We start from the raw sequence: 22158 nt of genomic DNA on the forward strand, positions 1-22158 counted from the left end.
GACTCCTCAAGTTGCCTGTTTCACGGTGGCGGTGGGGCCGTGAGCGGTCGTGCGGCGGATGCCCGGAGCCGGCCGGACCGGCCTTCGGCCCGGATCACTGGTTGGCGAAGCGTTCTTCGAATTCGGCCATGGCCTTGCCGTAGATCTCGACGTCGGCGGCGGTGTAGCGGGCGAGGGTGTCCTCGATCTCCTGCTTGCCGTAGCGTTCTTCCATGCTCTGCAGGGCTTCGCGGACGTAGCGCACGTGCCAGCGTTCGTCGAGCATGATCTTCTCGATGGTGGCGCGGACGGGTGCGGGGGTGTTCTCCTCGCGCAGGTGCTGGTTGTAGTGGCCGATGGTGCGCTTCTCGAAGACCAGGGTGATCGCCATGACCTCCATGAGGCTGGCGGGTACGCCGACCGCGTCCATGTACCGGTCCTGGTAGGCGTCACGCATCGGGATGGCCCGCTGGTCCAGGCTGTCGATGCAGTCCGTCCAGTACGAGGCGTGGGCCGACTCGTCGGCGAAGTGGTGCGTCACGTCCTTCTGCAGCGGCCCGCGGATCGTCCGCGCCACCCGCCCGAAGAACATCGCCCCGCTCATCTCCGAGGACCGGTAGAAACTCGCTATCCACAACTCGTTCTCGGACAGTTGGATGTCACTCACGACGTCCTCCCCCATCGGGTGCGCACGAGGTACTCCGCGGTCTGCGACACCAGCGCGTCCGAGTCCGGCGCACGGTAGTTGGGCCACGCCTTGTGCAGCCTGGTGTTGCCGAAGACCTTCGGCCGGAAGAGCTGCGAGGAGAACGGCGACACCGACTCCAGCGCGTCGAGCACCGGTCCGTGCGGCAGGGTGCGCAGCCCGTTGATCAGGTTGGCGAAGGCCGCCTCGTCGACCAGCAGGGGGCGCAGGATCTGGCGCCTGATGAAGTTGGTGTCCTGCTCGAACGCCGAGAACATCAGGTCCACGATCCGGCCGAGCCTCGGGGTCTGCTCCAGGTCCGGGCACACGTGGTAGTAGCCGGGCTCGGCGTCGAGCAGCGCCATCGTCGCGTTGACGGTGAACTCCCCGGTGCCCAGCGCCACCGGGACGTCGGCGAGACCGGGCATCAGTGACAGCAGGCCGTAGTACAGCAGCTTGAGCGTGTTGTGCACCGCGTTGTACTGGCTGACGTGCCCGCTGTCGTCGTCGGCGATGATCGTGGGCACCCGCGCGATCGTGGCGGGCAGCCCGCTGTCGAGGACCAGGCGCTCGGCCGCGTGCTTGGACCACTCGTAGTAGTTGGCGAAGTGGACGACGTCGGTGCTGTCGTCGTCCTCCCCCCCGGCCGCGCGGGGCTCCTCGATGACGCCGGCGGGTTCCTCGGCGATGTCGCCGGTCGCGAGCCCGGCGGTGTACAGCGTCGAGAGCAGGACGATCCGCTCCAGGTCGGGGCAGCGCTCGGCCAGCCCGACGACCTGCTCGGTGCCGCCGATGTTGACCGCCTTCGCGGTGTCCCGGTCGACGGCGAACTTGGTCACCGCGGCGGCGTGCACGATGTGCGTGATGCCGGCGGTCGGGACCGCGTCCAGCACACCGGGCACGGTGAGGTCCGCCTCGGCGCGGCCGAACGCGAGCACGTCGCCGTAGCCGCCGTGCTCCCGCAGTGCCTTGACGATCAGTCCGCCCACGTAGCCGGCGGCGCCTGTTACCAGGACGGTCATGAGTCGGTCACCTCCGCGAAGCGGACACGGCAGACCGCCTCGTGCCGGACGAGGCGGAACTTCCGCGGCGGGCGGGCGGATTGCTCCAGGGGACGGCGCCGGGCGCTCACACCGCCTCCAGGATGGTGGACTGCCAGTTGAGGCCGAACCCGGCCATCGTCAGCAGCAGCCGGTCGCCGGACTTGATCCGCCCGGATTCGACGAGCGCCGTCAGGTTCAGCACGTTGTCGGCGGAGATCACGTGCCCGGCGTCGGGCAGCGTGACGCTCACCACCTTCTCGGTGTCGATCTTGAACAGGTGGGCGAGGACCGTCCAGGCCACGTCGTTGGTGTTCTGGGTGACCACCCAGTCCAGGTCGGTGGCCTTCAGCTGCGCCCGCTCCAGGGTCTGCGCGATCAGCCGGTGCATGTAGCTGAAGTAGCTGCCCACGGTCTCGTCGTCGCTCGCCATGCCCAGGCCGCCGTTGGTGATCTGGTGGCTGGCGAGGAGGCGGAACGCGCCTTCGGTCGGTTCCCTGCTGACGACGCAGGCGGCGGCACCGTCGGAGATCACGTTGTACGCCTGCTCGTAGACCGCGTTCTCGGGGAACCGGTCGGCGGTCACGCACAGGACGCGCTGCCACGTGGGTTCGCTGGCGAGCATGGCGGCCGCGATCCGCAACGAGCCGAGCATCGAGGTGCACGCCTGCTGGTTGAGGCCGATCGCGATCGCGCCGTCCAGCTTGAAGTCCGCCTGGAGCCTGCTCACCGGGAAGTCCATCAGGTGCTTGACGTCCCGGCTGGTGCGCCATTCCTCGTCGCTGCCCAGGTTGCCGTTGAGCGGCAGGCAGGTGGCGTACACGATGGCGTCGGCGCCGGCCGCCCGGTCCGCTATCGGGCGGACCGCGGCACAGGCCAGGTCATAGGCCGAGGTTCCGGGCTCACACATGTAGTGCCAGCGGAATCCTGCCGCCTTCATATCCTCGGCGGAGGAGAAAAGCCTGCCCGCCGCCGCGGAATCGTTGACGTGGCTTTTCCGTTCGCCGAGCGCGTACTTGAACGAATCGATGTAGAGAGATTCCAACATCGAGCTCCCGTCTTCGCGCCGGGCCGTTGTCTGGCTCCGCGAATTTGTGTGGTCGGAATCATCGATGGGACGAGCATATGTCCGGCGGTTCAAGCAAATCCCTAGTCAGTTTCGGGACCGTGCCGCGCCGAAGGGTGCTTCCCGGGTGTTTCCTCGCCCTGCCGGCGACTCCGTCGGACCCGTGATCGACGGCATTCGCCGATGACGGGTCCGACCGGGTCCGGCCGGGGGTCCTGCCGAGTCCCGCGGCCGTCCTCACGACCGCCTGCCGGCCGCGGACTTGGGTGGCGCCGGTTGCGAACTTGGGGGCCGAGAGCTGCGGACTACGGCTGCGGGCCGTCGGCTTGGGTGGCGCCGGTTGCCGACTGCGTTTCCAGGATGCGGACTTGGGTGCCGCGGGTTTCCGACTACGTTTCCGGGCAACGGACTTGCCGACCATCGGCCGCCGACTGACCGTCCGGGCCACGGACTTACGGCCGCCGGTCGCGGGTCCGGAGCGCCGACTGCTGCGTGGCGCTCCCCGCGGGTGCCGGCGGTGTCACATGAGCCGGGTGCCGGGCAGCTTCCCGGCCGACCACAGCTGCCACATCGCCCGCCGCTGCGGCTTGCCGCTCGACGTGCGGCGGATCAGGCCGCGCTCGCCGGCGATGACCGCGATCTCGGGGTCGGGGCCGAGTTCGGTCCGCAGGGCCTGGGTGACCTTGTCGGCCCAGGGGCCCGGCATGGACTCGGCGAACACGGCGATGCCGGGACGGCCGCCGTCGCTCATGGCGACCACGGCCAGCCGGTTGAGGCCGGCCGCCTCGCGGGCCTTGAGCTCCAGGTCCTCGACGTACACGGTGCGCGCCCGGACCTTGAGGCTGTCGCCCATGCGGCCCAGGACGTACAGGTCGCCGTCGTGCACGAAGCCGGCGTCGCCGGTGCGCAGCAAACCGTCGAACGGCTCGTCACCGACGTAGCCGTCGGCGACCGACCGGCCGGTGATCACGATCTCGCCGAGCGAGCCCTCGGGCAGGGCCGTCCCCTCGGCGTCCGCGATCTCCACCCCGACCCCGTCGACCGGCAGCGGCCAGCCCTGCCCGGCCAGCCACCCGGCGCCGTCGGCCGCGTCGGGGGTCAGCGCGCCGGGCGGCGGCAGCAGGAGGCCGGTCTCCAGGACCCGGACCGGCTCGCCGAAGTGCATCTGCTCCCAGTCCGGCCGCAGCACCCGCCCGGGGCGGCCCACCGCGCCGGCGGTGCACGCGGAGGTGTTCTCCGCCAGCCCGTAGGCGGGGTGGATCGCGGCGGGGTCGAACCCGGAGGGGGCGGCCGCGGCCGCGAAGGCGCGCAGCGCGCCGGGGTCGGGCACCTCCCCGCCCACGATGGCGCTCTTCCACCCGGACAGGTCGAGTTCCGCCCACTGCTCCGGCCGCAGCCGGCGCGCGACGTAGCCGAAGCCGAACGACGGCGCCCCGGCGTGCGCGGCCTTGCCGGGGCCCAGGGACGCCAGCCAGCGCTCGGGCCCACGGATGAACTGGTCGGGCCGCATCAGCCACAGGTCGCCCTGCCGCGCGGCCGTCATCACGCAGGCCAGCAGGCCCATGTCGTGGTTGAACGGCAGCCAGGACGCCATCCCGTCGCCGTCCTTCCACTCCATCCAGCGCCACAGCACGGCGAAGTTCGCGACGATGTTGTCCCAGGTGACCTGGATGGCCCGCGGGCTGCGGGTGGTGCCGGAGGTGAACTGCAGCACCGCGACCCGGGCCGGCTCCTGCACGGTCCCCGCGCCGCTCACGTCGCGCCGTACCTCGCTGACCTGCGCCACGCTCTCCAGCAGGGGCGCCGACTCGGCGTCGGCGAACGTCACGGCCGGGCGGGCCTGTTCGAGGATCGCGGCCGTGTGCGCGGTGTACTCCGCGCCCGCGCCGTAGCCCGGCACCGGGAGCATCGTCGCGACGCAGCCGGCCGCCCAGGCGCCGAAGAGCGCGGCGAGCCCGTCGCGGCTGCCCGGCAGGGCGATCGCGACGACGTCGCCGCGGCCCACGCCCCGCGCGGCCAGGTCCGCCGCGACCGCGCGGGCGTCCTCGGCCAGCTCCGCGTACTCGACCCGCTCCCAGCCGTCCCGTTCCCCGGCGAACCACACGCCGCGGCCGGGGGACGGCGCGCTCAGCCACCCAAGTATCGACATGTGCCCCATCCTGCACGACACGGCGCCGATATTGACTAGGGATTTGCCTGACTCACCCGGCCTACGCTCACCCTCGTCGATGATTCCGGCCACACAATTCGCGCTGCCAGGCAACAGGTCTGGTGCGAAGACGGGAGCTCGATGTTGAAACCTCTCGACATCGATTCGTTCGAGTGCCACGTGACGGTCAACGGCAATCCACGCCGTGACGACGATGCGATTTCCGCCCCAGGAGGCGACATGAGTGATCGACTGCATGGGCGCGCGGGGGACGGAACATGAGCCTCGCGGAATCCGTCGCGGTAGTGGCTCGGCGACTCAGTGAGGTCTCCCAGCATTCCTACCAGAACCCCTACACCGCCCTGGAGTGGCCGGAGACCGTCCAGCCGGAAGAGGACTGGTTCTCCACCCCTGAGCTGCTCAGCCTGGTCGGCACCCCCGAGTGGGACGCGCTGTCCGAGGCCGGCCGCAAACGGCTCGCGTTCTGTGAGGCGGTGAACTTCTACAGCCTCAACATCCATGGCGAGAAGGGGCTGATGGCCGGCCTCGCGGAGCGGCTCTACCGCAAGGAAATGATACAGGTAGCCGATTACCTGCACCACTTCCTCGACGAGGAGAACAAGCACAGCATTTTCTTCGGCGGATTCTGCACCAGGTATGCCCAGGTGTATCGCAGCCGGCAGTTCTCCGTCAACGAGGAGGAAGTGCCGAGGGATGTCGGCGACTTCCTCTTCTTCGCCAAGACCATGATCTTCGAGGAGATCGTGGACCACTACAACTGGATTCAGGCGCGCGACGAGCGGCTGCACACGGTGGCCAGGTACATCAACCGCAACCACCACGTGGAGGAGGCCAGGCACCTGATCTTCGGGCGCCAGCTGGTCACCGAGCTGTGGCGGACGCAGACGTGGGACCCGCAGACGGTCGAGGACGTGCGCGGCTACCTCGCGGCTTTCATCACCAGCAGTTGGCGGGAGTACTACAACCCCGACGTGTACGCGGACGCCGGCCTGGCCGACCCCTGGGACGTGGCCGAATCCGCCTGGCACTCGGCCCACCAGCGGGAACACCGTCGCGCGGTCACCGCCAAGTGCCTCGGATTCCTCGCCACCGAAAAGATCCTTCCCGAGGAGCCAGTCGATGCTTTCTGAGTCGGACTTCCGCGCCGAGCTGCGCGCGTGGGTCAATGAGAAGTCGGGTGTCCAGGTCACGGACCACTCCCCGATCTTCGCCGACCGCACCCTGCGGTCCGTGCACATCCCGGAGCTCCTGCTGCTGATGGAACGGCTGCGGGGCACGCCGATCGAGGTCGAGGACCTGCGCCCGACCGACTTCCGCGACATCGACACGCTCGTGACGCGCTTCGGGACCCGGTCGTGATGCATTGGCACGCCTCCGGGCAGGCGTCGCTCTCCGGCGACCTGCTGCGGCTGGCCGGGGAAGCGGACGCGGCGTTCGTCCAACTGGCGGGTGTGTGGGGGGCCGAGGCCGAGCGCCATCCGTCCACGCTGCCGGCCGCTGTGCTGCGCAAGACCGGCTACCTGCGCTCGTTCCCGCATCAGGCGACCTTCGCGGTGGGGCTCGACCCCGACGCCCTCAGCGGGTTCGCCGGCGATCCGGACCAGGACCCCCGGCCTTTCCTCGGCCCGGCCACCGAGATCCTCACCCCGGCCGCGTGCTACCACCTCTACCCGGCGCACGAGGCCCAGACCCTCGCCGAGCCGCTGTACCTGACGACGGTGAACACCTGCTACCGGCGCGAGACGGTCTACGTGCCGCTGCGCCGGCAGTGGTCGTTCACCATGCGGGAGATCGTCTGCCTCGGTACCGCCGAGGAGACGGCGCTGTTCGCGCAGCGCACCACCGAGGCCGTCACCCGGGTCTTCGAACTGGCCGGGCTCGACGTCTCGTGGGAGCACGCGACCGACCCGTTCTTCGAGCCGGAGCAGAACCCGGCCTTCCTGATGCAGAAGCTCAGCCCCGTCAAGCGCGAGGCGACCTACGGGGATCTGGCCATCTCGTCGGTGAACCTGCATCACGAGCACTTCGGCGAGGCGTTCGGCATCACCAGGGCAGGGCAGGACGCGCACTCGGCATGCGTCGCCTTCGGGCTGGAGCGCTGGCTGTTCGCGATCCTCGACACGCACGGCGACGACCCCCGGTCCTGGCCCGACCTGCCCGCGCTCGCCGCGGAGGTGGTCGCCAAGTGGCCGTCGTCGTAACCGACCCAGGGCGACACGCCCTCGGGCGCACCCGATGGGAGAGGACGTCGTGAGTGACATCCAACTGTCCGAGAACGAGTTGTGGATAGCGAGTTTCTACCGGTCCTCGGAGATGAGCGGGGCGATGTTCTTCGGGCGGGTGGCGCGGACGATCCGCGGGCCGCTGCAGAAGGACGTGACGCACCACTTCGCCGACGAGTCGGCCCACGCCTCGTACTGGACGGACTGCATCGACAGCCTGGACCAGCGGGCCATCCCGATGCGTGACGCCTACCAGGACCGGTACATGGACGCGGTCGGCGTACCCGCCAGCCTCATGGAGGTCATGGCGATCACCCTGGTCTTCGAGAAGCGCACCATCGGCCACTACAACCAGCACCTGCGCGAGGAGAACACCCCCGCACCCGTCCGCGCCACCATCGAGAAGATCATGCTCGACGAACGCTGGCACGTGCGCTACGTCCGCGAAGCCCTGCAGAGCATGGAAGAACGCTACGGCAAGCAGGAGATCGAGGACACCCTCGCCCGCTACACCGCCGCCGACGTCGAGATCTACGGCAAGGCCATGGCCGAATTCGAAGAACGCTTCGCCAACCAGTGATCCGGGTCCTGGTCGCCACGGTGAACCGGCCCCGCGCCGGCCGGCAGGCGCTGCGGATCGCGGCGGCGCTGGCCGGCCTGCCCGGTGACCCGGCCGGCTACCGGTTCCCGCACCCGCGCGCCTCGGTCACGCACACCGATCGCGCCGGAGTGGCCGCGGTCCTCGTCGGCGGCTCGGCCGCCGGCGTCGGCATCGACCTCGAGCACGACCAGCCGGTCCGCCCGGCGACGGCGCGGTTCTACCTGCGGGACGACGAGCCCCACGACGACCTCCTGCGGCTGTGGACGGTCAAGGAGGCCATGTTCAAGGCAGACCCGGCCAACGCGACCCGGATGCTCCGCGACTACCGGGCAGACGACCCGGCTTACCACCACGTTTCGGCCCGACACCTCGGCGGCTGGCTCACAGTCGCCGCCAGCCTTTCGAGGGAGCCCATGCCCGCCAACACGATCAGCTTCGAGACCGTGGCCACCCGCGTCGCCGGGGTACTGCGCGTACCCGAGAGCGACCTCACCCCGCAGACCCTGATCAAGGACCTGGCAGCCGACAGCTTCATGCTGGTCGAGATGATCGTCGACCTCCAGGAGGAGTTCGACGCCGTCTTCACCCAGGCCCGCCTCCGCGAGATCGACAGCCTCGACGAACTCGTCAAGCTGCTGCAGGAATCCGCCGCATGACCACCCCACCCCGGCCGGCCGCCGTGCCGGCCGGTACCCATTCGATCTCGGAGGCTGATAGTCAGTGAACGTTCCTGTCATGGTCCTGGTGCTCGCCGACTTCGTGGTCATCGGAGTGCTGCCCCGGATCTTCTTCAAGGGCGGCAGCTTCAACCTCGGTTGGTGGCTGACCGGGGCCCCCTTCTTCGTCGTCCCCCCGTTCCTGATAGCCGCGCGGTTGGCCCACTGGCACTCGTGGATCAGCATGGGCAAGGCGGCGACGACGCTCACCGCGATCGGCGCCGTGCTCGCCGGCGGCTCGATCGCGCTGATGTTCTTCACGCTCGGCACCCACCGCGTACCGCTCGCGCTGTGGCACCAGGAGGACGACGCGCCGGTGTCGATCGTGACGTACGGCGCGTACTCGAAGATCCGGCACCCCTTCTACTCGTCGTTCCTGCTCGGGTTCCTCGGCGCCTTCGCGATGTTCCCGCACCTCGGCACCCTGCTGCCGCTGCTCTACGCGATCGTCCGGCTGACCGCGACCGCGATGCGGGAGGAGAAGCGGCTGTCCGCCTCCGAGTTCGGTGGCGAGTACCGCGAGTACATCGCCCGTACCGGCCGCTTCCTGCCCATCTGACAAACGAAACAGCCGAGGTTATTCATCGAGGTCGAACCCCACGGGCTTGGAGAAGCCCGTGGGGTTCGGTGCTCTCATCCGGTGCCGGGCTCGAAGTCGCCCCGGCGGACGCGGTATCCGCACTCTACGCACTGTGACCGACCGGTCGGTCACATGGTATAGTCCGTGGGGCCGCCAAGGAGAAACGCGCCCAAGGATATCGGCCCGCCAGGGCCTTTGGGTCGCGATTAATACTCAAAAAATAAAAGACGAGAACAGCGCAAGAGCAGCGAAGACTCGACACAGAAGGGGCAGGCGCTGTGACATCAAGCATGGAGTCGGCAAGCGACCAGGTAGAAGACACTGGAGTACTCCAAGAACCCCCTGACCCGCTGCGCTGGTGGTCCTTGCTGGCGGTCAGCCTGGCGACGTTCATGACCTATCTGGACCTGAACGTCATCAACGTCGCGATTCCCACGATCCAGCGCAGTCTGCACCTGTCGGAAGCCGGCCTGGAGTGGATCGTGAGCAGTTACCTGCTCACCCTGGCCGGACTGCTGCTGGCCGGCGGCCGCCTCGCCGACGCCTACGGCCGCCGCCGGCTGTACATGATCGGCCTGATCATCTTCACGCTCTCCTCGCTGTCGGCGGGCCTGGCCGGCAACGGCGGCGTCCTCATCGGGAGCCGGGCCGTACAGGGCCTCGGCGCGGCCCTGTTGACGCCTGCCACCCTGGCCATCATCACCTCCACGTTCACCGATCTGAAGGAGCGCACCAGCGCGATCGGCCTGTGGACCGTGAGCGCCGCCGTCGGCCTCGCCCTCGGCCCGGTGACCGGCGGCCTGATCACCCAGAACATCCGCTGGGGCTGGATCTTCCTGATCAACGTCCCGATCGGCGTGGTGACGCTCGCGATGAGCGTCAAGACGGTCCGCGAATCCAGGGCGTCCGAGTCGAAACTGAGCCTGGACGTCGGCGGCCTGATCACGTCCGCGATCGCCCTGTTCACCATCACCTACGCGCTGATCGAGGGCAACGACGCGGGCTGGACCTCGGCGAAGATCGTCACGGCGTTCGTCGTCGCCGCGATCGCCACCGTGGTCTTCTTCGCGATCGAGGCGCGCGCCGTGGAACCCATGGTGAACCTGCGGCTGTTCCGCATCCGCCAGTTCACCGGCGGCATCAGCACCCAGATGATCTGGGCGTTCGGCGGCCTGGCCATCTACTTCTTCACCTCGATGTACCTGCAGAACGTCCTCGGCTTCTCCCCGTCGAAGGCGGGCCTGCTGTTCGTCCCGATGGCGTTCGCCCTGGCCGCGTTCGCCGGCTTCTCCACGCTGATGGAGGGCTGGATCGGCGGCTTCCGCACGGTCTCGCTCGGCATGGTGATGATGACGGTCGGCCTCATCATGCTCAACATGCACGACGAGCACGCGACCTTCGCCTCGCTGCTGCCCTGCCTCATCGTGCTCGGCGGCGGCATGGGCATCATGAACGTGCCCATGACCAACGCCGTGATGCAGAACACCCCGGAGGCACAAGCAGGCGTCGCCTCGGCACTGCTCAACGACGCCCGCGAGGTGGCCGGGCTGCTCGGCATCACGATCATCGGTGCGACTCTGCGGTCCAAGCAGAACTCCGAACTGCGGTCCGGCTCGTCCGCGTCGCATGCGTTCCTCAGCGGTTACCACATCGGCCTGTGGGTGGCGACCGCCCTCGTCGCGGTGGGCATCTTCTTCACCTACGTGATGCTGCGACCGAGCAAGGGCACGATCCCGGCCCAACTGAGCTGACCCGGCCGTGCGAAGGCACTCAGTCGAGGTAGACGCGGGGCGGCCAGCCCGGGCGGATCAGCCCCATGGCGTACGCCTTCGAGACCACCGCCGGCCGGTTCTTGACCTTGAGCTTACGCATCAGGTTGTCGATGTGGTATCCGATGCCGCCACGGCTCAGATAGAGCATGGAGGCCAGGTTCACCGTCGACACACCGAGGGCCACTCCCTCCAGGATGCGCGCCTCGATGTCGGTCAGCACCGGCCGGTGGCTCGCGGGCGACCGGGCCGTCCTACTGCCTCCCTGGGGGCATACCAGGGCCATCAGGCCGTCGGCACGGCTGCTCTCGCTGCGGACGGCGAAGCCGGTCAACTCGGCGCTGAAGACGGTCGAGTCCTTCTGGTGGAAGACGATCGTCGGCTCGGTGAAACGGGACCCCTGGGCAGCGAGCAGCCTGGCGAACTGCTGGCTGACCTGGGTGCGGACGTCGGCGTGCAGCAGGTCGGAGAAGCTGCGCCCGCCGAGCTCCGCGGGCAGGCAGCCGAACTGGCGGGAGAAGTCCGCGTTGACCTCCACTAACCGGAAGCCACTGTCTAACCTCGCCAGACACATGCCGGACCGCTCGAACAGCGACCTGAGAACCTCCCGTTGGCTCCCCGTGCCGACCCCGGAGACGACTGCCTCTCTCATTGACTCTCCCCGTACTGGCTCAATGAACGAAGGTGACGCGATGACTGTCGTGGCGTTGCGGTGTCTCGTGACCTCTTCCGGGGTGCGCGAGATCCCGTCGGGAGGCTTCCCTCGCCGGCCCGGCCGCGACGTCGATCTCACCCGACATGTCCCTTTGGTTGACGTCTGGTGCATCGGTCCCGGTTCCCTCGTCACGGGAAATCGGTCGAGCCGAACTCCGCGCGTCGGGGGCCGCACGCGGATTCGTCGAATTCCGGCCACGCCGGCCCGGCGAATCGGCCGGGTCCGCGCGGGAAAGAATGCCGAAAGCGAGCCGGGGGGCGCGCTTTTGATGGCCTCGTCCGCGTTCCTTCACGGTGCGCCGCCCCGGCTCGCGGCGCGCTCCCGTCCCGGCTCCACCTATCGGCCCGACATCGGAGCCTTCGAGGCCGTCCGTCGCGCTTTCGCCGGCACGCCGCGGACGCCGCCCCCGATCGGCGCGGCCGGCCGGCCCGCAGGTTTCATACACCGTCATGGATCGGATGCATTCCTTCTGGATGGTTACCCTCCAGCAGTTGTCCAGCCCGCCTGCGAAGAGAGTGGATCGGGTTCGCACCGGCCGCAAGTGGCACTGCCCGTGACGATGAACTCATCGTGCCCCAGCGTGATCACGGCGCCCGCCCGGCCCGAAGCCGTGCCCGTTTGCCATCGCCGGACCGACCGCGGACGCCTGGCGCGATCCCGCTCTCGCCGCACTCCGCTGCCATCGGCAAGTGGCCAGGCCACCGACCTTTTCGGGGAGCGCGGGGCGACGGATTTCCGCCCTGGCCCGGAGGCGCTACTCGACGAAATCCAGGACTTGCGGCGGCCAACTGCCGGCACTGAACAGCCCGATCGAATAGGCTCGGGATACCAGTTCCGACCGATTGGCCGCTTCGAGGTTCTTCATCAGCGCGCTGACGTGATACTCGACTCCGCCACGGCTCAGAAAAAGCTTCGAAGCGAGCTGCACAGTGGACATCCCGGCTGCCACGCCCTCCAGCACCTGGGCTTCCATTCTGGTCAGCGGCTTTCTCGCATCGGTCGGAGCGGGCTCAGCCGCGTCGGCCGCGGCCTCCGGCTCCAACTCCAGCAGGACGACCAGCGAGTCGATACGCCCCGCGTCGTCGGTCACCGCGATCCCGGTCAGCTCGGTGCAGGCCCGACCGGTGCTGGTCAAGGTCGCGATCCGGTCGCTGAACCTGCTCCGCTCGCCACGCGCCAGCGAGAGCAGTCGCCGCGTCAGGGAGTCCTTGACACGCGCATGCACCAGGTCGACGAGGGGAACGCCCGGGAGCTCCTCGACCGACAGCCCGAACACGTCGGCGAAGCCGGCATTGCTCCCCATCAGACGCAGCTCAAGATCCAAGTGCGCAATACGTGCGGACGAGTTGTCGAACAGCGACCAGAGCGTGTACCCGTCGCCAGCCTGCTCAAGTGAGCAAGCACTCGTCTCAGTGAGCGCATCTTGTCTTGCCGACACGATTTCGCCTCCCCGCGCGCTGAGCTAAGGTTCCGTCGCTTATCGCCCCAGCCTCCCATACGAAAAGCGCGAAAACCAGCCCTGCCTCAAACCGACTTTCGGACGTCAGCGTAAGTCTAGGGTTTTTCCTGTTCACCCTGCTGGCGACCGTCGGCGAATATTTCTGTAACCGATGTGTAAACCAATGGACCCCCGCAGGTACTGGCACCGGCCAGGGTGGCATGCTTGCCACGCGCAGGCGGATTGGGCAACATCCCTATCCTCGGTTGCGTCGCAGGACACCCGCCACCGACCTGGGCGCTTTACGGCATCCCGACCGATAGGAGACAGGCCGGACGGAAATCACCGTCCGTAGCATTCGCTACGCCATGCATCCAGACACCGCGAGCGTAAAACATTGAGCTTTCGTCCACTTTCGGCAGGTTCGGTGAGGCCATCGTGATAGCGCGGGAAACCCCTCGTGATTGACCATCCCTTTTCCCTTTTTCGCCCATTGCTATTCCGGAACTTTGCTTTCCGTTTCCCTGCGGAATTGTTGTTCGACAATAGCGGCGCCGAGGTGCACCGGCGGGGCGCGGGTGCCGGCCGCCCCTCCGGCTCCGGCGGGCCGCGCTCCGCACGGCGGGCAGCGGGCGTCCGCGCCGACGGCTCACGGAGCGGAAAGAGCACGGGGGTGAACGCGAAGGCCCGGCAGGCCGGTTGCCCGCCCGGCCGGGTGCGGGCCGGTGCGAACGCCGGCCCGGTGTCAGATCCCGAGGAACCGTTTGAGCACGCGCCGCGACGCCGACAGCGGACGCCCGGCGTCGAACTCCAGCACCGAGATCTCCCGGGTCATCGCCGCGAGCAGTTGGGCCGCGGCTTCGGCGTCGTCCCAGCCCATGACCCTCAGGTCGGCCACTCCCGCCGCCGCCAGCCGCTCGCGGCGGGCCGCCATCGAACCCTGCACGTTGGGGTCCGAACGGGCTTCGAGCGCCAGGGCCTTGACACCCCGGTTCGCGAGCGAGACGTCGAGATACGCCTCGGTACTGCGGAAGATCCGCTCGGCGCCGGGCGCCAGCCCAGCGATCGCCTCGTCGACAGCGGCCTGCACCCGGGCGTGGAACCGTTCGTGCATGGCGTCGACGAACGACGAGCGGTCCTTGAAGTGCACGTAGAAGGTGCCCTTGGCCACCCCCGCCCGCGCGACCACCATGTTCACGCTGACGCCGGCCAGGCCGTGCTCCTCCGCCAGCGCCGCGCCGGCGTCGAGCAACGCCTCACGTGTCTGCAACGCTCCGGGCATCTGCACTCCTGCTGCCATAACCTCGGAGTATAAGCCCGCCGGTATCCAGGGGCCGGTTCCGGTCATATCAGTGACCGACCGGTCGGTCACGTGCTACGCTCCCGCTCATGCCCACGATCCCGAGATCTACTCAACTGATCGCGTATGACAACGGCAGCCGCAGTTTTGACACCCCTTACGTCGCCACCGCCGGGAAGGAGCTGCAGCGATGAAAGCGGCAGTAATTGACAAGGTCGGCGCCGCGCCGCATGCCACCTCCCTCGACGACCCGTCGCCCGCCACCGAGACGCAGGTGGTCGTCCAGGTCGAGGCGACGGCTCTCAACTCGATCGACCTGCACGTCGCGGAGGGGCACCACCGCGCCGGGCCGCCGAAGGTCCCCTACGTTCCCGGCTTCGAGGTGGTCGGCACGATCGTGGCCGGACCCGACCAGGGCCTTCGCGTGCACGCCACCGTTCCCGCCGGCCTCGCGCCGGGCGTCAACGGCGGTCTGGCCGAACTCCTGGTGACCGAGCGTGCGGCCTGCATCCCGGTCCCGGACGGGCTGGACAGCGTTCCCGCCGCGGCGATCGGCGCGGTGGGCGCCGGCGCGGATCTGTCGCTGCGCAAGGCGGACCTCCAGGCGGGCGAGAGCGTCCTGGTCCTGGGAGCGACCGGTCCCTTCGGCGCGTCCTTCGTCCAGCTCGCGAAGCTGGCCGGCGCCAAGCGCGTCATCGCGGCCGGCCGGAACCCCGAGCGCCTTGCCCAGGTCCGTGACGCCGACGGTGTGGTGGTCCTCGGCGACCAGCCGCTGTCCGAGCAGTTGGCCGCACTCGGCGGCCCGGTGGAACTGGTCGTCGACCCGCTGTGGGGTCCTTGGGGAGTGCAGGCACTGGCCTGCCTGCAGCCGGGCGGGCGCTACCTGAACGTCGGCGCGGCGGCCGGCGACGAGACCGGCTTCCGCGTCGAGATGCTCCGCTCCGCGCAGTTGACCCTCATCGGCTTCAGCGGCACGACGGCGAAACCGGCCGACGCGTTCGCCGCCTACAACCGCATCGCGGCCCTGGCCGCGGCCGGCTCGTTCGAGCTGCCGACCGCCACGTATCCGCTGGCGGAAGCCGCCCAGGCATGGGAGGCACAGGCGTCCTCGCCCGGCAAGAAGATCGTCGTGGTGCCCTGAGCCGCACGCGGAACCCTGCTCGGCCCTGGTGCGCCGGCGGGTAGGCACGACCGCTGAGCTTCCGCCGCGCGTCCGTTCGCGGCGGAAGCTCGGCGCGTTCGGGGCTTGGGTGCGGGGCGGTCCGTACGACGGCGACCTGCTCGACGTGCCCCCCGGGCCGGGGCCTGGGCCGGGGCCGGAGGGGGAGCGGCAGACGAGTCGGGCTCTAGGCCGGGTTCTGTCGCCGGACAGCCTCGCGGCCGGCCGGGAGACGGCCATCCATCTAGGGCTGCCGTTGCCGACAGCCTCGTGCGGTCTACCCGCGAACTCGGGCGGGCAGCCCTCGAACGTCCGCGCGGGGCCATATTCCTATGGCGCCCTCTTGACCTTGCTCCAGGTGGGGTTTACCTAGCTGCCCAGGTCACCCTGGGCACTGGTGGTCTCTTACACCACCGTTTCACCCTTACCGGGGACCGAGGTCCCCGGCGGTCTGTTTTCTGTGGCACTGTCCCGCGGGTCACCCCGGGTGGCCGTTAGCCACCACCTTGCCCTGTGGAGCCCGGACCTTCCTCGGCGGATCACAGGTGATCCGACGCGACCGTCCGCCCGGCTCGTCTGCCGTACGGCTCATCCTAGCCGCTCACCGGGGCCGTAGGCTGCTGCGGGTCGGCCGCCCGCGGCGGCCGGGCGAACATCACCGGGAACGTGTAGGGAGAAGCCGTGCTCGTACTGCTGCCGCCGTCGGAGGGGAAGGCAATCGCCGTACGGGGGCGGCCACTCGCGCTCGACCGGCTGTCGCTGCCCGCGCTGACCGACGCGCGCGCGGCCGTGCTCGACGAGCTGGTGCGCCTGTGCGAGGGGGCCGGCGAGGACGGCGGCAAGGCGGCCGAGGTACTCGGGCTCACCCCCGGGCTGCACGGCGAGATCGCCAAGAACGCACGGCTGCGCACCGCGCCCACGCTGCCCGCCGCCGACCTCTACACCGGGGTGCTGTACGACGCGCTCGGCCTGGCCACCCTCGATCCGGCGGCGCTGCGGCGGGCCCGGCGCTCGGTGCTGGTCTTCTCCGGTTTGTGGGGCGCCCTGCGGCTCACCGACCGCGTGCCCTCCTACCGCTGTTCCATGGGAGTACGGCTGCCGGGTACGGGCGGGCTCGCCGGATACTGGCGGCCGCACCTCGACGACGTCCTGCCCGAGGTGGCGGGCCGCGGGCTCGTCCTCGACCTGCGCTCTTCCGCTTACGCGGCCGCCTGGAAGCCCCCTGCCGCCCTCGCGAGCCGTACGGCGACGGTCCGCGTGCTCCAGGTGACGGTCGTGGCGGGCGTGGAGAAACGGTCCGTGGTCAGCCACTTCAACAAGGCGACCAAGGGCACCTTGCTGCGCGCCCTCCTCACGGAAGGGGCCGACCCGAAAACGCCCTCCGCCCTCGCGGCCGCACTCCGCGACCTCGGGTTCGAGGTCGAACACCCGGGCAACGGCCCCCAACTGGACGTCCTCCTCCGCTGACCCCTTACGGCGCCTCGCCGTTGGAGCCACGGCCCGCTCCCGCGTGCCGCAGCATCGTGGTCCGGGAGCCGACCGCGCCGGGCCGCCCGGGCGGATACGGCACCGTTGCAACGTGTGCAACGGCCGTTGCACAAGTTGGTCACCCCGGTCCAGGATGACCGCATGGATACCGTTCTCGACCTCGCTCCCGTCATCCCCGTGGTCGTGCTGGAGGACGCACGGGACGCCGTGCCGCTCGCACGCGCGCTGGTGGCCGGGGGCCTGCGGGCGATCGAGGTGACCCTGCGCACCCCTGCCGCGCTGGACTCGATCGCCGCGATCGCCCACGAAGTCCCGGACGCGGTGGTCGGCGCGGGCACCCTGCTCGACCCGGACCAGGTCGCGGCCGCGGAAGCGGCGGGCGCGCGGTTCCTGGTCAGCCCGGGCTGGACCGAGCGGCTGGTGGACGCGATGCGCGGCTCGGGCCTGCCGTACCTGCCCGGCGTCTCCACGGTCTCGGAGGTGCTGCGGCTGCTGGAGCGCGGGGTGACCGACATGAAGTTCTTCCCGGCGGAGGCGGCCGGCGGCGCACCGTATCTGAAGTCGCTGTGGTCGCCGCTGCCGCAGGCCCGTTTCTGCCCGACCGGCGGCATCGACGCCGACCGCGCACCGGACTACCTCGCGCTGCCCAACGTCGCCTGTGTCGGCGGCACATGGATGCTGCCGAAGGAAGCGCTGCGGACGAAGGCGTGGGACGAGGTCACCGAGCTGGCCCGTAAGGCCGCGGCACTCGCCGGCTGAAGCACCCCCGGGTGAAGCAGCCCGGGTGAAGGCACACCCGGTTCACCCGGCGTCGAGGCCGCGCAGGTGCGCCGCCGCGTTGACGTACCGCACGGACGTGTTGCCGTCGGCGTAGTAGTCGATCGCGCACAGCGCCGCCGGGGACAGCTGCATACGGAAGAGCGCCTCGGGCGGCGCGCCGAGGGCGAGCCGGACCAGGGTCTTGATCGGCGTGACATGGCTGACCAGCAGGACGGTCCGGCCGCGGTGGGCGGCGAGCAGGGCGTCGCGGGCGGCCTCGACCCGGGCGGCGACCTGCTCGAAGCTCTCGCCGCCGGGCGGGGCGGCGGACGGGTCGCCGAGCCACGCGGTCATCGCACCGGGGTCGCGCTGCCGCGCCTCGGCGAAGGTCAGGCCGTCCCAGCCGCCGAAGTCCGTCTCGCGCAGGCCGTCCTCGACCGTGACGTCCAGGCCGAGCCGTGCGGCGGCCGCGGCGGCGGTCTGCCGGCAGCGGAGCAGCGGCGAGCTGACCACGGCGCGCACGGCGCCGTGCCCATCCACCCCGAACGCGCCCTGGCGGTCCGGCCCGTGGGGCGACGGCGGCTGCGGCGTCCCGGCCAACTCCTGTGCGGCCAGCTCGGCTTGCGCCCGCCCCCGCTCCGACAGCTCCGGGTCCTCTCCCCCGCTGCCGGAGAACCGCTGCTGCCCGGTCAGTGCCGTCTCGCCGTGCCGCAGCAGCACGAACGTGGTCGGGGCGCCCAGGTCCGGGGCGCCCCGATCCGGTCCGACCGGCCGCGCGGGCGCGGCCGAGGGGTCGGGCTCGGCCGCAACCACCGCTCTACAGACCGGAGTCGGCGGTACGCACCAGAATCCGCCGGCAGTTCTCGCAGCGCACCACCGTGTCGGACGGAGCGGACCGCACTTCGTTGAGCTCGGTGATGTTCAGCTCCAACCGGCAGCCCTCGCACCGCTTCTGGTAGAGCCGGGCGGCACCGATCCCGCCCTGCTGGGCGCGGAGCTTGTCGTAGAGCTTGAGCAGGTCGTCGGGGACGGCGGCGGCCAGCACCTCGCGCTCCTTGGCGACGGTGAAGCCCTCGGCGTCGATGCCCTCCAGCGCGGCGGTCTTGCGCTGCTCGGCCTCGGCGACCTTCACCTCCAACGACTCGACCCGGCCGGCGAGTTCGGTGCCGCGCTCCTGCGCGTTCTCGCGGCGCTCCATCACCTCCAGGACGACGTCCTCCAGGTCGGACTGGCGCTTGGCGAGCGAGGCGATCTCGCGCTGGAGGTTCTCCAGGTCCTTCGGGGAGGTGACCGCACCGGAGTCGAGCCGCTGCTGGTCGCGGGCGGAGCGCTGCCGCACCTGGTCGACGTCCTGCTCCGCCTTGGTCTGCTCGCGGGCGGTGTCGCTCTCCTCGGTACGGGCGGCGACGAGCAGGTCGCGGAGTTGGGCGAGGTCGGCGCCGAGCCGGTCCAACTCGGCGTGCTCGGGCAGGTTGCGGCGCTTGTGGTCGAGCTGCGCGATACGCGCATCGAGGGCCTGGACTTCGAGAAGTCGGATCTGGTCGGCGGGCGCGGCGTTCAGCGGGGGGCTCCTGTGCTGCTGGAAGGGAAATTCGGGGACGGCGACGAGATCGGCGGGCCGGCCGGACCCGGCGCACCGGAGGCATCCGGTACGCCCTGGTCGCTCAACGGGGCGGAGGGCGCGTGGATCGTCCACGGGTCGGTGACCGCCCGTGAGACGTGGGTGCGCAGGTTCCAGCCGTGCCGGTCGGAGATCTCGTCGAGCTGGCCGGCGGCCTGCTCGCACCAGGGCCACTCGGTGGCCCAGTGCGCGGCGTCCACCAGCGCGGGCGGTCCGGCCTGCCGGGCCTCGGAGGCCGGGTGGTGCCGCAGGTCGGCGGTGAGGAAGGCGTCGACGCCGGCCGCGCGGACCTCGGCGAACAGGCTGTCGCCCGAGCCGCCGCAGACCGCGACCGTACGGATGGTGCTGTTGGGGTCGCCGGCCACCCGCACGCCGCCGGCGGTGCCCGGCAGGTCGCGCGCGGCCCGCGCGGCGAACTCGGCGAGGGTCAGCGGCGCGTCGAGTGCGCACAGCCGGCCCAGGCCGCGGCGGCCGGCCGGGTCGGTCGGGTCGGGTACGAGCGGGCCGGTGACGCGCAGGTCCAGAGCGGCGGCGAGCGCGTCGGAGACCCCGGGGTCGGCCCGGTCGGCGTTGGTGTGCGCCACCAGCAGCGCGATGCCGCCGCGGATCAGGTCGTGCACCACCCGGCCCTTGAAACCGGCCGGGCCGACCGGTGCGACGGTGGTGGTGCCGCGCAGGTACAGCGGGTGGTGGGTGACGAGCAGGTCCGCGCCGAGCCGTACCGCCTCGTCGACGACCTCCTGGACGGGGTCGACGGCGAACAGCACGCGGGTGACCTCGGCGGACGGATCTCCGCAGACCAGGCCGACGGCGTCCCACGACTCGGCCAGCTCCGGCGGCCAGAGGGCGTCGAGAGCGGCGAGGACGTCGGCGAGAGAGGGTGCGGGCACGTTACGAAGGTTACCCGCCGCGCCGGGCGGCCGGGATGCGAGCGGGCAGCGCAGCACAACGGCTCGGATGACGGCGCCGATTCGCGCGGAGCGACACCCTTACGTGTGAAACACCCTGACCCACGTTGATCGTCATGAAGTACGAAAAGTACGGTCCTGAGCCGGAGGTGGAGAACCCACATGACCGTCGACACCACTGGCACACCGCAGGCCCCGGCTCTTCCGGTTGCGCCCGCCACGACCACTGCGGCACCGACCGCGCACGTGCCGCGCCGTACCGGCTTCACGATCAGCGCGGACGGGGCGTACGCGGCCTGCCTCGCGGAGGCGACCGTACCGAGCGAGGAGGGCGAGGGCGGCGGCGGCTGGTACGTCGAACGCTGGTCGCTGGACGGGCCCGAGCCGTACGCGGTGGCGCTGCCCGCCACGCAGCCGGAGGAGCCGGGCACGCAGGTGCTGCCGCTGCCGGACGGCCGGGTGCTGGTTCGGCGCGAGGTCGGCGCCGCGACCGGGGGCGGCAACGGAGCCTGGAACGGGGGCGGGATCGCCGGCAGGGCCGCGGTCGGAGCGGAATCCGGAGCAGGAGCCGAGGACCGCGTCGAGGACCGCATCGGGAACGGCGGCGAGGACCGCATCGGGGACGGCGGCGCGGACGAAGAGCCGCCGGCGGCCGGCGCCGGCCCGGACAGCGGCTCGGGCGCCGGCGTCACCGCCGGGCCCGGCACCCCCGCCACCGTGTGCCACGACCTGTCCCTGCTCTACCCGTCCGGCACCGGCACCGGCGCCCAGCGGATCGGCGCGCTCGCCGGCAGCGACGTGCGCCTGCTCCCGCCGGCCCCGTTCGGCGCCTTCGCCACCTGCTACGACGCGGGCGGCGGGGTGACCTCGCTGTGGCAGCTGTGCGACGCGGGCGGCGGGAGCGGGGGCGGCCCGGTCCACCTCGTCACGGTGCCCGGCCGCTGTACCGGCGGCGCCTGGCTGGACCGCTCGGGGCGGCTGCTCGCGCTCGACCGCGAGATGGACGGGCGGACGAAGGCGGTCGTGGTCGACCTGTACGCCGGCCAGGTCAGCCCGCTGCTCCAGCTCACCGAGGACAGCGACGACCGGTTGCTGCTCGCCGAGCCCGACAGCGGGCTGATGATCGTACGCAGCGACGCCACCGGTGAGCCCCGGCTCGGCTGGGGTGTGCTCGGCAGCCGCCACCCGGTGCGCTTCCCCGACACCCTGCGGGTCGCCGGCGCCCTGCTCTCCCCGGTCGCCGCGCAGCCGGGGCAGATCCTCACCCCCGAGGCGTGCGTGGTCGCCTTCCGTTCGGCGGTCCCCGGCGGCGGCTCGTCGCTCGCGCTGTGGCGGCCGGGCGAGCGCCGCCTGCACTGGCGCCCGGCCCCCGCGGACTGGCTCGGCCCGGCCGCCCGCTGGCTGCCGCGCTCCCCGCTCCACCTGCCCACGCCCACCGCCCTGCACCCGTACGACCCGCCGCCGGTGGCCGCCCCGGCGCCGCTCGCGCTGCCCGCGCCGCGGGTGGTGCGGGCCCGCGCCCTTCCGCCGGCCCGCCGCCCGCTCGCGGTGCTGCCGCTGCAGAAGGCCCCGCTGACCCCGGTCGCGTGACGCTCGATAGAATCAGCCGGGTCACCCAGGGTGAGCATCCCGAGTGAGCACGTAGTCATGTGGGTATACGGGGAGAGCACGAAGATGTCGGACGCGACCAGGGCCGATCACGTGCGCAGTCAGGCGCACCAGAGCACGGACGAGGGCATGTCGGGCCGCCACCGTGGCGAGGCCTCGGCGGAGGACAGCGAGGCGGCGGCGCCGCACGGCAAGCACCGCCGCGAACAGTCGGACTGACGCAGCCCGCTCCGTTGCCGTCTCGACGGGCGGCGCGGGGCGACGGCTCGTACCGAAGCGCGGACCGGCGGTCCGCACGGCCGCTCGGACCGGCGCGGCGCGGCATGGCACCCGG

Annotated in this window: 21 protein-coding genes, 1 other RNA gene and 1 pseudogene; 12 read left to right on the plus strand and 11 right to left on the minus strand. The window is 70.7% G+C overall.

What is annotated here, in order from left to right; all coding sequences use genetic code 11:
• Nucleotides 1–94: 94 nt before the first annotated feature.
• The 4 genes from OG370_RS12310 to OG370_RS12325 form a co-directional block, all read right to left on the minus strand.
• Nucleotides 95–646: a ferritin-like domain-containing protein gene (locus tag OG370_RS12310; RefSeq protein ID WP_328463503.1), complete on the minus strand. Its 552-nt coding sequence runs from the start codon at nucleotides 644–646 to the stop codon at nucleotides 95–97.
• Entirely contained in the window at nucleotides 643–1686 is a 1044-nt protein-coding gene (locus OG370_RS12315) for an SDR family oxidoreductase (RefSeq protein ID WP_328463505.1), read from the minus strand. The genes OG370_RS12310 and OG370_RS12315 overlap by 4 nt, the downstream gene beginning before the upstream one ends.
• A gap of 106 nt (nucleotides 1687–1792) precedes the next feature.
• A complete protein-coding gene (locus OG370_RS12320) occupies nucleotides 1793–2752 on the minus strand; it encodes a 3-oxoacyl-[acyl-carrier-protein] synthase III C-terminal domain-containing protein (protein ID WP_328463507.1) in 960 nt (319 codons plus the stop codon).
• A gap of 538 nt (nucleotides 2753–3290) precedes the next feature.
• Entirely contained in the window at nucleotides 3291–4919 is a 1629-nt protein-coding gene (locus OG370_RS12325) for an AMP-binding protein (protein WP_328463509.1), read from the minus strand.
• Nucleotides 4920–5197: 278 nt separating this feature from the next.
• Between OG370_RS12325 and OG370_RS12330 the strand changes: the two genes are divergently transcribed.
• The 7 genes from OG370_RS12330 (at nucleotide 5198) to OG370_RS12360 (ending at nucleotide 10810) form a co-directional block, all read left to right on the plus strand.
• A complete protein-coding gene (locus tag OG370_RS12330) occupies nucleotides 5198–6070 on the plus strand; it encodes a diiron oxygenase (protein ID WP_328463511.1) in 873 nt (290 codons plus the stop codon).
• Nucleotides 6060–6299 (plus strand): hypothetical protein, encoded by a 240-nt coding sequence (locus tag OG370_RS12335; protein ID WP_328463513.1) that lies wholly within the window; start codon nucleotides 6060–6062, stop codon nucleotides 6297–6299. Before OG370_RS12330 ends, OG370_RS12335 begins: the two co-directional genes overlap by 11 nt.
• Entirely contained in the window at nucleotides 6299–7141 is an 843-nt protein-coding gene (locus OG370_RS12340; RefSeq protein WP_328474036.1) for an aminoacyl--tRNA ligase-related protein, read from the plus strand. Before OG370_RS12335 ends, OG370_RS12340 begins: the two co-directional genes overlap by 1 nt.
• Before the next feature lie 49 nt (nucleotides 7142–7190).
• The gene (locus OG370_RS12345; RefSeq protein WP_328463503.1) at nucleotides 7191–7742 is read left to right on the plus strand and encodes a ferritin-like domain-containing protein; all 552 of its coding nucleotides are present in this window, start codon (nucleotides 7191–7193) and stop codon (nucleotides 7740–7742) included.
• On the plus strand, nucleotides 7739–8419 hold the full coding sequence (locus OG370_RS12350; protein WP_328463515.1) for a phosphopantetheine-binding protein: 681 nt from the start codon (nucleotides 7739–7741) through the stop codon (nucleotides 8417–8419). Before OG370_RS12345 ends, OG370_RS12350 begins: the two co-directional genes overlap by 4 nt.
• Nucleotides 8420–8483: 64 nt before the next feature.
• Entirely contained in the window at nucleotides 8484–9038 is a 555-nt protein-coding gene (locus tag OG370_RS12355; RefSeq protein ID WP_328463517.1) for a methyltransferase family protein, read from the plus strand.
• Between the two features lie 299 nt (nucleotides 9039–9337).
• On the plus strand, nucleotides 9338–10810 hold the full coding sequence (locus tag OG370_RS12360) for an MFS transporter (RefSeq protein ID WP_328463519.1): 1473 nt from the start codon (nucleotides 9338–9340) through the stop codon (nucleotides 10808–10810).
• Nucleotides 10811–10829: 19 nt separating this feature from the next.
• Here the strand turns inward: OG370_RS12360 and OG370_RS12365 are convergent, their stop codons facing one another.
• From OG370_RS12365 to OG370_RS12375, 3 genes are all read right to left on the minus strand, one after another.
• Nucleotides 10830–11654, minus strand: coding sequence for a PAS domain S-box protein (locus OG370_RS12365; protein ID WP_328463521.1), 825 nt, complete (start codon nucleotides 11652–11654; stop codon nucleotides 10830–10832).
• Nucleotides 11655–12297: 643 nt separating this feature from the next.
• Nucleotides 12298–12981: a LuxR C-terminal-related transcriptional regulator gene (locus tag OG370_RS12370; protein ID WP_328463523.1), complete on the minus strand. Its 684-nt coding sequence runs from the start codon at nucleotides 12979–12981 to the stop codon at nucleotides 12298–12300.
• Nucleotides 12982–13726: 745 nt separating this feature from the next.
• Entirely contained in the window at nucleotides 13727–14281 is a 555-nt protein-coding gene (locus tag OG370_RS12375; RefSeq protein ID WP_328463525.1) for a TetR/AcrR family transcriptional regulator, read from the minus strand.
• Between the two features lie 190 nt (nucleotides 14282–14471).
• Between OG370_RS12375 and OG370_RS12380 the strand changes: the two genes are divergently transcribed.
• Nucleotides 14472–15422, plus strand: coding sequence for a zinc-binding dehydrogenase (locus tag OG370_RS12380; protein ID WP_328463527.1), 951 nt, complete (start codon nucleotides 14472–14474; stop codon nucleotides 15420–15422).
• 190 nt (nucleotides 15423–15612) lie between these two features.
• Here the strand turns inward: OG370_RS12380 and rnpB are convergent.
• Nucleotides 15613–16015: RNase P RNA component class A (rnpB, locus tag OG370_RS12385), an RNA gene on the minus strand.
• Nucleotides 16016–16121: 106 nt separating this feature from the next.
• Between rnpB and yaaA the strand changes: the two genes are divergently transcribed.
• Both yaaA and eda read left to right on the plus strand, forming a co-directional pair.
• On the plus strand, nucleotides 16122–16907 hold the full coding sequence (yaaA, locus tag OG370_RS12390; protein WP_328463529.1) for a peroxide stress protein YaaA: 786 nt from the start codon (nucleotides 16122–16124) through the stop codon (nucleotides 16905–16907).
• A 162-nt stretch (nucleotides 16908–17069) separates the two neighbouring features.
• Nucleotides 17070–17687 (plus strand): bifunctional 4-hydroxy-2-oxoglutarate aldolase/2-dehydro-3-deoxy-phosphogluconate aldolase, encoded by a 618-nt coding sequence (gene eda, locus OG370_RS12395; RefSeq protein ID WP_328463531.1) that lies wholly within the window; start codon nucleotides 17070–17072, stop codon nucleotides 17685–17687.
• Between the two features lie 42 nt (nucleotides 17688–17729).
• On the opposite strand, the pseudogene OG370_RS12400 reads toward eda, so the two are convergent.
• The 3 genes and pseudogenes from OG370_RS12400 to OG370_RS12410 all read right to left on the minus strand — a co-directional run.
• A pseudogene (locus tag OG370_RS12400) lies at nucleotides 17730–18575 on the minus strand (histidine phosphatase family protein); the annotation flags it as partial.
• Nucleotides 18505–19248 (minus strand): zinc ribbon domain-containing protein, encoded by a 744-nt coding sequence (locus OG370_RS12405; RefSeq protein WP_328474038.1) that lies wholly within the window; start codon nucleotides 19246–19248, stop codon nucleotides 18505–18507. The gene OG370_RS12405 and the pseudogene OG370_RS12400, both read right to left, overlap by 71 nt.
• A complete protein-coding gene (locus tag OG370_RS12410; protein WP_328463533.1) occupies nucleotides 19245–20198 on the minus strand; it encodes a Nif3-like dinuclear metal center hexameric protein in 954 nt (317 codons plus the stop codon). Before OG370_RS12410 ends, OG370_RS12405 begins: the two co-directional genes overlap by 4 nt.
• A gap of 180 nt (nucleotides 20199–20378) precedes the next feature.
• Here OG370_RS12410 and OG370_RS12415 point away from each other — a divergent pair, with 180 nt between their 5' ends.
• The gene (locus OG370_RS12415; RefSeq protein WP_328463535.1) at nucleotides 20379–21806 is read left to right on the plus strand and encodes a hypothetical protein; all 1428 of its coding nucleotides are present in this window, start codon (nucleotides 20379–20381) and stop codon (nucleotides 21804–21806) included.
• Nucleotides 21807–21890: 84 nt separating this feature from the next.
• Complete coding sequence (locus tag OG370_RS12420; protein WP_328463537.1) at nucleotides 21891–22043, plus strand: hypothetical protein; 153 nt, start codon at nucleotides 21891–21893, stop codon at nucleotides 22041–22043.
• The last annotated feature ends 115 nt before the right edge of the window (nucleotides 22044–22158 follow it).

The organism is Streptomyces sp. NBC_00448, assembly GCF_036014115.1.
Lineage (GTDB): Bacteria > Actinomycetota > Actinomycetes > Streptomycetales > Streptomycetaceae > Actinacidiphila.

Excerpts from the sequence above, each read along its gene's own strand:
- OG370_RS12330 (WP_328463511.1), top strand. The coding sequence starts at position 5,198 with ATGAGCCTCGCGGAATCCGTCGCGGTAGTGGCTCGGCGACTCAGTGAG.
- OG370_RS12315 (WP_328463505.1), bottom strand. The coding sequence starts at position 1,686 with ATGACCGTCCTGGTAACAGGCGCCGCCGGCTACGTGGGCGGACTGATC.
- OG370_RS12415 (WP_328463535.1), top strand. The coding sequence starts at position 20,379 with ATGACCGTCGACACCACTGGCACACCGCAGGCCCCGGCTCTTCCGGTT.
- OG370_RS12375 (WP_328463525.1), bottom strand. The coding sequence starts at position 14,281 with ATGGCAGCAGGAGTGCAGATGCCCGGAGCGTTGCAGACACGTGAGGCG.
- OG370_RS12380 (WP_328463527.1), top strand. The coding sequence starts at position 14,472 with ATGAAAGCGGCAGTAATTGACAAGGTCGGCGCCGCGCCGCATGCCACC.
- eda (WP_328463531.1), top strand. The coding sequence starts at position 17,070 with ATGGATACCGTTCTCGACCTCGCTCCCGTCATCCCCGTGGTCGTGCTG.
- OG370_RS12320 (WP_328463507.1), bottom strand. The coding sequence starts at position 2,752 with ATGTTGGAATCTCTCTACATCGATTCGTTCAAGTACGCGCTCGGCGAA.
- OG370_RS12335 (WP_328463513.1), top strand. The coding sequence starts at position 6,060 with ATGCTTTCTGAGTCGGACTTCCGCGCCGAGCTGCGCGCGTGGGTCAAT.
- OG370_RS12420 (WP_328463537.1), top strand. The coding sequence starts at position 21,891 with ATGTCGGACGCGACCAGGGCCGATCACGTGCGCAGTCAGGCGCACCAG.
- OG370_RS12340 (WP_328474036.1), top strand. The coding sequence starts at position 6,299 with ATGCATTGGCACGCCTCCGGGCAGGCGTCGCTCTCCGGCGACCTGCTG.
- OG370_RS12325 (WP_328463509.1), bottom strand. The coding sequence starts at position 4,919 with ATGTCGATACTTGGGTGGCTGAGCGCGCCGTCCCCCGGCCGCGGCGTG.
- OG370_RS12365 (WP_328463521.1), bottom strand. The coding sequence starts at position 11,654 with ATGCACCAGACGTCAACCAAAGGGACATGTCGGGTGAGATCGACGTCG.